This window comes from Yersinia sp. 1652 StPb PI, from assembly GCF_041538345.1.
In the GTDB taxonomy this organism is placed as follows: Bacteria; Pseudomonadota; Gammaproteobacteria; order Enterobacterales; family Enterobacteriaceae; genus Yersinia; species Yersinia enterocolitica_E.
Window position 1 is genome coordinate 2467959 of record NZ_JAULSM010000001.1, and the last position, 11900, is coordinate 2479858.

The following is an 11900-nucleotide window of genomic DNA, read 5'->3' on the forward strand; positions in this document are numbered from 1 at the left end:
AGGTTCAATCCCTCAAGGATGCTTGGAATCGCTGTTTTAACGCCTCTACACATCTTGCAACGGTAGCGGCGATCTCCTCTTCTTCCAGTGTACGTGCGGTATCCTGCAACACCAGACTAATAGCCAGACTCTTATAGCCCTCTGCTACGCCCTTGCCACGGTACACATCAAACAAGTTTACGCCAACTACCTGATTTGCGCCAACTTTCTTACACTCCGCCAAAATATCTTCTGCGGGGACGTTTTCGGCCACCACAACGGCGATGTCACGACGGTTTGCTGGGAAGCGTGAAATCTCGCTGGCCTGAGGCACAGCGCGGTCTGCGAGCTTGTTCCACTGCACTTCAAACACCACAGTCCGACCATTTAGACTCAGCTTACGTTCCAACTCAGGATGAACTACACCAATGAAACCAATGTGTTCCCCTGCTAAATAAATTGCCGCACTCTGCCCTGGATGCAGTGCAGGATGTGCTTGTGCACGGAACTGAACATCAGATAATTTGCCGGTAAGTTCCAGAATTGCTTCCAGATCACCTTTCAAATCATAGAAGTCGATTGGCTGACGCGCCAGATCCCAATGCTCTTCAAAACGGTGGCCAGCAATGACACCGGCTAGCATTACATCCTGTCTAACCCCGAGATCTGCTGTACTATCAGGTACAAAGCGTAACCCACTTTCAAATAAACGCAAGCGAGATTGCTGGCGATTCTGGTTATAAACCACTGCTGACAGTAAACCTGTCAACAATGATAAGCGCATCGCAGACATCTCAATCGAGATAGGGCTTGGCAAAATTAATGCGTCTTGCTGTGGGTGCAGAAGTGCTTGTACTTTCGGGTCAACAAAACTGTAAGTAATTGCTTCCTGATAGCCGCGATCGACTAAAGCGGTTTTTACACGCTTCAATGATAAATCAGCTTCGCGATGTTTGGTCATCACCAAATCAGCTTTGATAGGCACATCCGGGATATTGTTATAACCGTAGATGCGGGCAACTTCTTCCACCAGATCTTCTTCGATTTCCATATCGAAACGCCAGCTTGGCGCTACTGCCCGCCAATCAGAACCGAGTTCAGTCACCTGACAACCGAGCCGGCGCAGAATGTCACTCACCTGCGGTGAAGGGACATGATGACCAATCAACCGATCCAATTTCTCACGGTGTAGCGTGATGGTGGCGCATTTTGGTAATTCTGCGGCCGCGGTCACGTCAATTACCGGCCCCGCTTCACCACCACAGATATCAATTAGCAGACGTGTCGCACGCTCAATCGCTTTATGCTGTAACGCAGGGTCGACACCACGCTCATAGCGGTGAGATGCATCGGTATGCAAACCGTGGCGACGCGCACGACCAGTAATTGATAATGGATTGAAGAAAGCGGATTCCAGCAAGACATTGCGGGTTGCTTCGTTAACACCTGAATGTTCACCACCAAAGATACCGGCCATCGCCAACGGCTTATGCTGATCAGCAATGACCAGCGTATCTGCATTCAATTTGGCTTTTGTGCCATCCAGCAGTGTTAATTCTTCACCTTCAGCCGCCAGGCGAACAATAATCCCGCCTTCAATACGGTCCAGATCAAACGCATGCATTGGCTGGCCTAACTCCAGCAACACAAAGTTAGTAACGTCTACCACCGGATCAATCGAACGAATACCACAGCGGCGCAGTTTCTCTCGCATCCACAATGGTGTTGCAGCCTTAACGTTAATCCCTTTAACTACTCGGCCCAGATAGCGCGGACAAGCCTGCGGAGCTTCTACATGGATTGGGAATGTATCTGAAATGGAAGCCGCAACAGGACTCATATCCGGTTCGATTAATGGCAATTGATTCACAACCGCCACATCGCGCGCGACACCAATAATGCCCAAGCAATCGGCACGGTTTGGTGTCACACTGATTTCAATGGTTTTATCGTCCAGATGCAGATATTCACGCAGATCGACACCAATAGGCGCGTCAGCAGGCAGTTCAATAATACCGTCACTATCTTCTGAAATAGCCAGCTCAGAGAAAGAGCACAGCATGCCTTCTGATGGTTCACCACGCAGTTTGGCAGCTTTGATTTTGAAATCGCCCGGCAGCACAGCACCAACAGTCGCAACAGCGACTTTCAAGCCCTGACGACAGTTCGGTGCACCACACACGATATCCAATAAGCGGTCACCGCCTACATCAATTTTGGTCACCCGCAGTTTATCGGCGTTGGGATGTTGGCCACATTCGACAACATGACCGACAACGACACCATTGAATTCGCCCGCAACCGCATCTACACCATCAACTTCTAAACCGGCCATAGTGATTTGATGGGCCAGGTCATCACTACTAATGGCTGGGTTTACCCATTCGCGTAACCAAAGTTCACTGAATTTCATGAGATATTCCCGCCTTACTTAAACTGTTTGAGGAAACGCAGATCATTTTCGAAGAATGCCCGCAAATCGGTGACGCCGTAACGCAACATAGTTAAGCGTTCCATCCCCATACCGAATGCAAAACCTGAATAAATATCAGGATCAATACCGACGTTTCGCAATACATTTGGATGCACCATGCCGCAACCAAGCACTTCAAGCCATTTACCATTTTTACCCATCACATCCACTTCAGCGGACGGTTCGGTAAACGGAAAATAGGAAGGGCGGAAACGAATTTGCAAATCTTCTTCGAAGAAATTACGCAAGAAGTCATGCAAGGTGCCTTTCAAATTGGTGAAGCTGATATCACGGTCAACAATCAGCCCTTCCATTTGATGGAACATTGGAGTGTGCGTTTGGTCGTAATCATTACGATACACACGGCCCGGCACGATAATTCGAATAGGTGGCTGCTGGGTTTTCATGGTGCGAATTTGCACGCCCGAGGTCTGCGTGCGCAGCAACCGGGTAGTATCAAACCAGAAGGTGTCGTGGTCAGCACGCGCTGGGTGATGAGCCGGAATATTCAATGCATCGAAGTTATGATAGTCATCTTCAATTTCCGGGCCAGACTCAACGGAAAAGCCCAACTCACCAAAGAACGTTTCGATACGATCGATAGTGCGGGTAACCGGATGCAACCCACCATTTTCCATACGACGCCCCGGTAGAGAGACATCAATGGTTTCGGCTGCCAATCGGGCATTCATGACCGCTGATTCCAGCTTGTCCTTGCGTGCATTAAGCGCTTCTTGTACTTCCTGCTTGGCCTGATTGATAACGGCCCCCGCTGCCGGGCGCTCTTCAGCTGGCAGCTCGCGCAGTGATGTCATTTGAAGGGTCAAATGGCCTTTTTTACCTAGATATTCGACGCGTACCAAATCCAACGCGGCAACATCTTGGGCATCTTCTACGGCTGCTTTAGCTTTGGCAACCAGCTCTGCGAGATGTGGCATTGTTCTCTCTTCCTCTGGCCAGTATGGCCCGCTTGTAGTTATATCCTTTGTTCTTGAAGCTGCTGGAGTGTTAGCTACGCTCACTCACCCGAATCACTTACCTATGTAAGCTCATCGGGATTTACTCGCTTGCTGCCTACCTGCAACTCCAATAACTTTGGATATATATAATGAGTTAAACCCCGATAACTGAAATAAATTTTTTACACAAAATCAGCAAGATATCACTATTAGTGATATCTGCACTCTAGTCACGGTAAGTGCCGTAGAGTAAAAACAAAAAAGCCTCCACGATGGGAGGCTTAGGCGCTATTTTTCGTTTCTATTCTTACGCGCAAGCCTCCTGAAATCAGGCGCTAAAGTAAAAAAAGAAGCGAAAATTAACTGCGTGTATCATACAAAAAACCTTCTTACCAAGAAGATAAAGATTAAAAGAGGGAGACAAGCTCCCTCTTCAATTCTGACTTACGCCAGAGCTACTTTCGCTTTTTCGACCAGTGCAGAGAATGCCACTTTATCGAATACTGCGATGTCAGCCAGGATCTTACGGTCGATCTCAACAGAAGCCTTTTTCAGACCATTGATGAAACGGCTGTAAGACAGACCATTCTGACGAGCAGCTGCGTTGATACGTGCAATCCACAGTTGGCGGAATTGACGCTTCCGTTGACGGCGGTCACGGTAGGCGTATTGGCCTGCCTTGATTACTGCCTGGAAAGCAACACGATAAACGCGCGAACGGGCACCGTAGTAACCTTTCGCCTGCTTTAATATTTTTTTGTGACGTGCACGAGCTACCACACCACGTTTTACGCGAGCCATTTACTTCTCCTATCGTCTTAATTCAAACCAAAATTACTTATGCGTATGGCAGACATGCTACGACCAAACCTAGATCGTTCTTAGATACCATGCCTTTTGGACGTAAATGACGTTTACGCTTAGTAGCTTTTTTGGTCAAAATATGACGCAGGTTGGCATGCTTACGCTTAAAACCACCGGCACCGGTTTTTTTAAAGCGCTTAGCGGCGCCGCGTACTGTCTTAATTTTTGGCATTGAATATATCCACTTCGCATTGTTAATTACAACGAGCTAGCTAGGCGAACAGACCCCTACTCTGCAAGCAGAAAGAGGCCTATTACTTGAGTGCCTTACTGTCTCTTCTTAGGTGCGAGCACCATGATCATCTGACGGCCTTCGATACGAGTCGGGAAAGACTCCACGACAGCCAAATCAGAATCTTCAGTCAGATCTTTTTTGACACGGTTAAGGACTTCCATGCCGATCTGCTGGTGCGCCATTTCACGCCCACGGAATCGCAGGGTGATTTTGGCTTTATCGCCATCTTCCAGAAAGCGAATCAGGTTGCGTAGTTTGACCTGATAGTCGCCATCATCGGTACCAGGACGGAATTTGATTTCCTTGACCTGTATGACTTTTTGCTTCTTCTTCTGTTCTTTTGTCGACTTGCTCTTCTCATAGAGGAATTTGCCGTAATCCATGATTCGGCAAACCGGCGGCTCGGCATTCGGACTGATTTCTACTAAATCAACACCAGCTTCCTCAGCTTTTTCAAGAGCTTCATTCAGACTGACAATGCCAATCTGCTCACCATCGACGCCTGTTAAGCGAACTTCTGTGGCGCGAATCTCTTTGTTGATGCGATTAGGACGCGCCGGTTGAACTCGTTTTCCGCCTTTAATACTTTATTCCTCCAGTTGATGAAGACTACGGCTGCGAATTTCTGCTAGCAGCTGGTCTACGACCACGTTGACGTCCAAGCTTCCTAAGTCTTTACCACGGCGGGTACGAACGGCAATTTTGCCTGATTCGACCTCTTTATCGCCACAGACCAACATATATGGAACCCGACGCAACGTATGTTCACGAATTTTAAAGCCAATCTTCTCATTTCTCAAGTCCGCTTTTGCCCTAATCCCTGCATCTTGCAGTTTTTTGGTCACTTGTTGGACATAATCAGACTGACTATCGGTGATATTCATCACCACGACTTGTACCGGAGCTAACCACGTTGGGAAGAAGCCTGCATACTCTTCGGTTAAAATACCGATGAAGCGCTCCATTGACCCCAAAATAGCCCGGTGAATCATTACTGGCACCTGACGATCGTTATTTTCGCCGATGTAAGACGCACTTAAGCGGCCCGGTAATGAGAAATCGAGCTGTACGGTACCACACTGCCACGCGCGATCCAAACAATCATGCAAGGTAAACTCAATTTTCGGACCGTAAAACGCTCCCTCACCCGGCTGATAATCAAATGGAATACCATTTTCAGTCAGCGCAGCGGCCAAATCATCTTCGGCACGAGTCCACAGATCATCACTCCCAATCCGTTTTTCAGGGCGGGTAGACAGCTTAACCACAATTTTCTCGAAGCCAAAAGTGCTGTACATGTCGTACACCATCTTAATACAGCTATTCACTTCATCGCGAACCTGCTCTTCGGTACAGAAAATGTGTGCATCATCCTGAGTGAAACCACGGACACGCATTAAACCATGCAGTGCGCCTGAAGGCTCATTACGGTGGCAGCTACCAAACTCAGCCATACGCAATGGCAAGTCACGGTATGATTTCAACCCTTGGTTGAAAATCTGCACGTGCCCTGGGCAGTTCATTGGTTTGATGCAATACTCGCGGTTTTCAGACGATGTGGTGAACATATGCTCAGCATAGTTTTCCCAATGTCCGGTCTTTTCCCACAGTACGCGGTCCATCATAAACGGCCCTTTCACTTCCTGATACTGGTACTCTTTGAGCTTGGTCCGCACAAAAGTTTCCAGTTCACGGAAGATAGTCCAACCGTCGTTATGCCAGAACACCATACCTGGTGCTTCTTCCTGCATGTGGTAAAGGTCCAATTGCTTACCAATCTTACGATGGTCGCGTTTGCCCGCTTCTTCCAGACGTTGCAGATAAGCATTTAGTTGCTTCTTATCACCCCAAGCCGTGCCATAAATACGTTGCAGCATTTTATTTTTGCTATCGCCACGCCAATAAGCACCGGATGTTTTCTGCAATTTAAAGTGATGGCAGAAACGCATATTCGGTACGTGCGGGCCACGGCACATATCAACGTATTCTTCATGGTGATACAAACCAGGATGATCATCGCGGCTAATATTCTCATCGAGAATCGCCACTTTATAATCTTCACCACGAGCAGCAAAAGTGTCGCGGGCTTCTTGCCAACTGACTTTCTTCTTGATTACATCGTAATCTTTATCGGCAAGTTCATGCATCCGCTTCTCCAGCAGATCCAGATCTTCCTGCGTCAAGGTGCGGTCGATATCTACATCGTAATAGAAACCGTTGTCGATAACCGGGCCGATGGCCATTTTGGTATCAGGCCAAAGTTGCTTGATTGCGTGCCCCAATAAGTGTGCACAAGAGTGGCGGAGAATCTCCAGACCTTCAGCATCTTTGGTGGTGATAATAGCCAGTTGGGCATCAGATTCGATCAAGTCTCTGGCATCGACCAGTTCGCCATTAACTCGACCAGCAATACAGGCTTTTGCCAAACCAGGGCCGATATCCAAGGCAACATCGAGAGCAGAAACGGCGTGATCGAAATGACGCTGACTGCCGTCAGGAAGGGTAATAACGGGCATTCTAATTCCTTATCTACAGTGGTGACCCACACGACAGATCACATGCAAAAGTCTAATACTATTTAAAATCAATATGTTATAAACGCTATCCGACTTTACTTTGCCTGATATATACACTCATATGTACACAACTTGTTTTGCACATAGGGTGTGACGCTATAACGGACGAACCATACTAACATCCTCATTATTGGTTTATCCACTCAGAATGATTTCTTTATCAGGCATCCCTGCCCCGTTAAAGAGTGATAATTATCTGATAATTGGTCACTTCACTCAGCGATGTTGCTGTCGACGTTACCCTCGGCGAATTTGCCATATTGCGACTAAAGAACTGATTAGGGCATGACAAAAACGCGTAGACTACATCGAATCGGGGAACGACCAGCCACACTAGCAACGGCTATCACAGTTAAGGGCAACATCATGCTACGTATCGAAGTGACAATAGATAAGCTTAATATCAATAAATTCCCGGCAGGATACACCGACGCACTCACTGAAGAGTTGGATAAGCGGCTTGGGAGGAAATTTGACGATATTGATGTGAAAGTAAGGTTTGCGGGCGCTGATGGTCTATCAGTTCTAGGTGGTGCGCCAGATGATAAGAAAGCAGTAGAAGAGATTTTACAAGAAACATGGGAAAGTGCTGATGATTGGTTTCAGCCTTAAGCCAGCATCCCAGAAGAGTGATGAATAGACCGGGCAATTACGTCCGGTTTTTGTATTTAGAATGGCAGTTCAATCCGCTCCTGGCGTGATCGACCCAATGCCAATAAAGAGGGTGTAGCTCCGCAATCGGTCGTCACGGATAGAATAATACCTAGCGAATAATCTATTAATACTACAGCCAAACGGTGATAATGATCACCGACAAAGTTATCAAGCTCAAACTGCTCTACGATCACTATAATATCAATACCGTACAACTGAGGGTCAACTAGTGCAGCGACAACCTGTTACATCTTCCAGAATTCTGTCGATTGGTTATGATCCTGAAAATCGCATGCTGGAGATACAATTTCGCGAACAAGGGATTTATCAATATCTTGGCGTCCCGGAGCGCGTTCATCAGAATTTTATGTCCGTGGTTTCGAAAGGTCGTTTTTTTGATGGCGTGATTAAGGGTAAGTTTTTGTGTCGGAAAATTGGCTAATTAAAAAAATAACCAATTAAAACAGTCAACTAAATAAATCTGAAACGGTCGCTTCAATGATAAATCTGTGCAGAGAAGCCTACCGTTTTAGAAATCATCTTTCCGCTCCACAGATTATCCCATCAAGTAGCGCCATAAATAGGATATGGGTACCACAAACAATAGCGCGGGCAGGAAATTCACCACCGCGAATATTTTAATTTGTGCAATACGTAACCCCACTGCAATCATAATAATCCCACCGCAGGCGGAAAAATCAGCAAAGGCAATATCATCCATATACGGCATGATGAGTTTAGCCAACAAAACCAATGCAATTTGGATCAACAATTGCGGCACAGCAATAGCCACCAGCGCGATACCGAGCGAGATGGAGAATATCAGCGCGGTGAAGAAGTCCATTAACGCTTTGACAAATAGCAGTTGAAAATCACCAGTAATGCCTTCAGTCAACGAACCGACAACGCCCAGTCCACTAGCACAAAACAGCACAATCATCGCGGTGAAACTCTGCGCAAACTCCTGAGGCGGCAATGTACTGCGTGATGGAATAACTCGTTCCAACATTATACGGGTTTTATTTGCCCCCCATTTTACCCCTTGCTCAAGGGATAATAACTCCCCCACGGCTGTCCCGATAATCAACGCCAAAATAACCGCTGGCATAAAATGTACTTTTACCACCATCACAATACCGATGGAGATAGAAGCTAGCGCAAACGTAGCCGGTAACCCTTCCTGTAAACGCTTAGGGACATGACGCGCGAGTAATACGCCAACTATCCCCCCCAGGATAATGCCTGCACTGTTAATAAATGGGCCAACCATACCGTGCTCCCAATGACTAAAACGCGTTCTGCTGATAAAAAATGTGTCTGTTTTAGAATTAGGGATTTCGATAATAGCTAAAGACAAACAACTGAGATGAGGGCTATCCCGACCACTGGAATACTCCATACAGACAAATTATATGTTACGGTGTCACAAACCCCAATTCCTGCGAAATACGCTGGGCCGTAGCCAGAATAGGTTTAATCAGGGTTTTTACCCCCACCTGTTGCAGTTTGGCTGTGGGCAGGGAAACTGAAACGGAGTACGGTACCCGTTGCTGAATATCAAAAACAGGAGCCGCCACACAAGATACACCTAGCTCATTCTCTTCACGATCCATCGCCAGCCCTGCTTGACGAATATCTGCCAGTTCCTGGTACATTTTGGGTAATTCGGTGATGGTATTGTGCGTCAGCGGCTGAATCTCATGCTGATGGCTCTGCCAATAATCATCTGGATAGTCACTTTTACCGTACGCCATAAATATCTTACCCATCGCCGAGCAGTACAGTGGCATATGCTGCCCGATATAAGCGCGGGTGCGCATCATGCCGGTGGTAGGTTCTAACTTATAAATCAGGATAACGTGGTCATCTTCGCGGGTTGAAAAATTGACTGTCTCACCAAGTTCAAGATTGAGTTGTTCTAAATGTGGGGCCGCGACATGGATAATATTCAGTGATGACAGTGCTTTTTGGCCAATTGAGATGAACTTGGTTGTCAGCCGATAACTGCCTGGAGAAGGCGCCTGAGTGACATAGCCACAGGTATGTAGCCCCTGCAATAACCGATGAACGGTACTTTTGTTCATCCCGGCCAATTCAGATAAATGCGCCAATGGGCAGCCATTAGGGTAATTACTTAATATCTCAATCAGTTGCAGCCCGCGGAACAGACTTTGGCTGCCTAACGGCTTATCTTTCTTGTCATCTGTGAGTGTAAGGGCCATAGACGATATCCTTGTTGTTTAGCATGAAATGGTACTCCAAAGCCGCAGTCTGTGTGAAGCACGAAACAGTGTTTCGTTATCATCCCTGGCGCCGTATCTCGCAACATTTATCCAACATAAGAAGTGCGTAGTTCGTCACATTTCCATAAACAAATAAATAACTGCTTGTTTTTTATAGCAACTTAATTCATCACTTCTTTTGCTTTAGCGAAGATATCAGCATATGATTTTTGAAATCAGATTTCGTATATTGAAATGTAAAGTCTAGTTTATGCTCGATAACCACTAAATCGCGAATGCTTTCACTCAAGACATTCACCGGATAAGGGGCGTCACACTGATGAATACCACTGAATTGGGCCAACCCATTCTCTCGATGCGCCATATCATCAAAGGATTTGGCAGCAATATTGCGGTCAACGATGTCAGTCTTGATGTTATGCCGGGCGAAGTACTGGCATTGCTCGGCGAAAACGGCGCAGGAAAATCTACTCTAATCAAAGTATTGGCGGGCGTCTACCCACGGGACAGTGGCGATATCCTGTTCCAGGGGAATAACATACGTTCTGCCGCAGAAATTAAAAGTGATACTCGTCAGCCTATTGCTTTTATCCATCAGGATTTAGGGCTAATTGACTGGATGACCGTTGCCGAAAATATGGCGTTGGTGATGGGGTTTCCGCGTCGATTCGGTCTGATTAATTGGTCCGCTATTCGCCAGCAAGCCCGTCGGGCTTTGCAGGATATCGGCATTGACCTCTCACCTGATGCGCGCGTGTTTGAACTGTCGCGCACTGAAAAGTCATTATTGGCCATTGCCCGCGCCGTTGCGGTTAATGCCGAACTACTGGTGTTGGATGAGCCGACCGCCTCTCTACCCGCCAACGATGTCCGCCATTTATTTGAAGTGATTAACCGCCTGAGGGATAAACAGGTTGGCATGATTTATGTCACTCATCGTTTGGATGAAGTGATTGAAATTGCCGACCGGGTGTGTGTGATGCGCGATGGGCGCTATGTTGCGGGTGGGAATACCGCCGATTACTCATTGCGTGATCTGGTGCAAATGATTGTTGGTGAAGCCATGGGCGACTCCCAGCGTGAACCGTTACCTGAAGCCAGTAAACCTGTATTACAGCTTAACGCGGTGGTGGTAGGTGAGATTGGCCCGGTTACTTTCAGCCTGCAACCAGGCGAAATGCTGGCACTAGCGGGGCTAAGAGGGGCGGGCCAAGAAGAGTTAGGCCGCCTGCTATTTGGTTTACGCCATTGTGATCAGGGTGAAATTATTTTCCGCGACCGCCCCTATACCGCCGCCTCACCGCAGCAAGCTATGGCAGCAGGTGTTTCCCTGGTGGCCGGTGATCGCACCGGTGAAAGTCTGGTGATGTCGATGTCGGTGCGCGAAAACCTATTCATTAACCCAATTGCCAGCGGTCACAAATTACTTTCCCGTTATAGCACCCGCAGCGAAATGGGGGAAAGTTGGTGGAAAGTGCAGTTATTCGATGTCCGACCTAAAGACGTCAATATCGATATCAGCGCCCTTTCCGGCGGTAACCAACAAAAAGTGGTTATGGCACGCTGGATGCACCTGGGCGCACCATTACTGATCCTTGAAGATCCCACCGCCGGCGTGGATGTTGGTGCACGTGCTGAAATTTATCACTTATTAAACAAATCATTAGCAGAAGGTGTGGCGGTTTTGGTGATTTCCAATGATTTAGAGGAGATCGCGCATATCTGTAATCGGGCATTGGTGTTTAACCGTGGCGAAGTGGTTGGTGAACTGCGTAACCAGCAGGTCTCGTTCGCTAATTTATTGGAGTTGGCGTCTGCCAGCACCGGGGAAGTTACATCCGTTTAAAACAGTGACCTGTGCTAATGGTTACATCGCCCCTCGCGGTGTCATTGTGGTGCTCAGGTTTCGGAGAGTGT

11 protein-coding genes and 1 other annotated feature are annotated in these 11900 nt (G+C 47.4%); of the genes, 3 read left to right on the top strand and 8 right to left on the bottom strand.

Annotation, left to right across the window (positions count from 1 at the left end; genetic code table 11):
- Window positions 1-4 precede the first annotated feature (4 nt).
- The 6 genes from pheT to thrS form a co-directional block, all read right to left on the bottom strand.
- Window positions 5-2392, bottom strand: coding sequence for a phenylalanine--tRNA ligase subunit beta (gene pheT, locus Q2T71_RS11355; protein ID WP_372559146.1), 2388 nt, complete (start codon window positions 2390-2392; stop codon window positions 5-7).
- 14 nt (window positions 2393-2406) lie between these two features.
- Complete coding sequence (gene pheS / locus Q2T71_RS11360) at window positions 2407-3390, bottom strand: phenylalanine--tRNA ligase subunit alpha (RefSeq protein WP_372559147.1); 984 nt, start codon at window positions 3388-3390, stop codon at window positions 2407-2409.
- A gap of 275 nt (window positions 3391-3665) precedes the next feature.
- Window positions 3666-3788 (bottom strand) — a sequence feature (Phe leader region).
- Window positions 3789-3855: 67 nt separating this feature from the next.
- A complete protein-coding gene (gene rplT / locus Q2T71_RS11365) occupies window positions 3856-4212 on the bottom strand; it encodes a 50S ribosomal protein L20 (RefSeq protein ID WP_004706556.1) in 357 nt (118 codons plus the stop codon).
- Window positions 4213-4249: 37 nt separating this feature from the next.
- Window positions 4250-4447: a 50S ribosomal protein L35 gene (rpmI, locus tag Q2T71_RS11370; RefSeq protein ID WP_004713020.1), complete on the bottom strand. Its 198-nt coding sequence runs from the start codon at window positions 4445-4447 to the stop codon at window positions 4250-4252.
- A gap of 95 nt (window positions 4448-4542) precedes the next feature.
- Window positions 4543-5094 (bottom strand): translation initiation factor IF-3, encoded by a 552-nt coding sequence (gene infC, locus Q2T71_RS11375; RefSeq protein ID WP_011816226.1) that lies wholly within the window; start codon window positions 5092-5094, stop codon window positions 4543-4545.
- A 3-nt stretch (window positions 5095-5097) separates the two neighbouring features.
- Window positions 5098-7026 (bottom strand): threonine--tRNA ligase, encoded by a 1929-nt coding sequence (gene thrS, locus Q2T71_RS11380; RefSeq protein ID WP_083158695.1) that lies wholly within the window; start codon window positions 7024-7026, stop codon window positions 5098-5100.
- Window positions 7027-7452: 426 nt separating this feature from the next.
- On the opposite strand from thrS, the gene Q2T71_RS11385 reads away from it, so the two are divergent.
- Window positions 7453-7698 (top strand): DinI-like family protein, encoded by a 246-nt coding sequence (locus Q2T71_RS11385; RefSeq protein ID WP_372559148.1) that lies wholly within the window; start codon window positions 7453-7455, stop codon window positions 7696-7698.
- A 271-nt stretch (window positions 7699-7969) separates the two neighbouring features.
- On the top strand, window positions 7970-8182 hold the full coding sequence (locus Q2T71_RS11390) for a KTSC domain-containing protein (protein WP_005161573.1): 213 nt from the start codon (window positions 7970-7972) through the stop codon (window positions 8180-8182).
- Window positions 8183-8296: 114 nt separating this feature from the next.
- Here the strand turns inward: Q2T71_RS11390 and Q2T71_RS11395 are convergent, their stop codons facing one another.
- On the bottom strand, window positions 8297-9010 hold the full coding sequence (locus Q2T71_RS11395) for a DUF554 domain-containing protein (protein WP_083163605.1): 714 nt from the start codon (window positions 9008-9010) through the stop codon (window positions 8297-8299).
- A gap of 145 nt (window positions 9011-9155) precedes the next feature.
- Window positions 9156-9962, bottom strand: a complete 807-nt coding sequence (locus Q2T71_RS11400; protein ID WP_372559149.1) for an IclR family transcriptional regulator — start codon at window positions 9960-9962, stop codon at window positions 9156-9158.
- A gap of 340 nt (window positions 9963-10302) precedes the next feature.
- Here Q2T71_RS11400 and Q2T71_RS11405 point away from each other — a divergent pair, with 340 nt between their 5' ends.
- Window positions 10303-11829, top strand: coding sequence for a sugar ABC transporter ATP-binding protein (locus Q2T71_RS11405; protein WP_372559150.1), 1527 nt, complete (start codon window positions 10303-10305; stop codon window positions 11827-11829).
- The last annotated feature ends 71 nt before the right edge of the window (window positions 11830-11900 follow it).

Bases quoted from the DNA above. Each gene is read 5' to 3' on its own strand.
- Q2T71_RS11395 (WP_083163605.1), bottom strand. From the start codon at position 9,010: ATGGTTGGCCCATTTATTAACAGTGCAGGCATTATCCTGGGGGGGATA.
- Q2T71_RS11400 (WP_372559149.1), bottom strand. From the start codon at position 9,962: ATGGCCCTTACACTCACAGATGACAAGAAAGATAAGCCGTTAGGCAGC.
- pheT (WP_372559146.1), bottom strand. From the start codon at position 2,392: ATGAAATTCAGTGAACTTTGGTTACGCGAATGGGTAAACCCAGCCATT.
- rpmI (WP_004713020.1), bottom strand. From the start codon at position 4,447: ATGCCAAAAATTAAGACAGTACGCGGCGCCGCTAAGCGCTTTAAAAAA.
- rplT (WP_004706556.1), bottom strand. From the start codon at position 4,212: ATGGCTCGCGTAAAACGTGGTGTGGTAGCTCGTGCACGTCACAAAAAA.
- thrS (WP_083158695.1), bottom strand. From the start codon at position 7,026: ATGCCCGTTATTACCCTTCCTGACGGCAGTCAGCGTCATTTCGATCAC.
- Q2T71_RS11405 (WP_372559150.1), top strand. From the start codon at position 10,303: ATGAATACCACTGAATTGGGCCAACCCATTCTCTCGATGCGCCATATC.
- Q2T71_RS11385 (WP_372559148.1), top strand. From the start codon at position 7,453: ATGCTACGTATCGAAGTGACAATAGATAAGCTTAATATCAATAAATTC.
- pheS (WP_372559147.1), bottom strand. From the start codon at position 3,390: ATGCCACATCTCGCAGAGCTGGTTGCCAAAGCTAAAGCAGCCGTAGAA.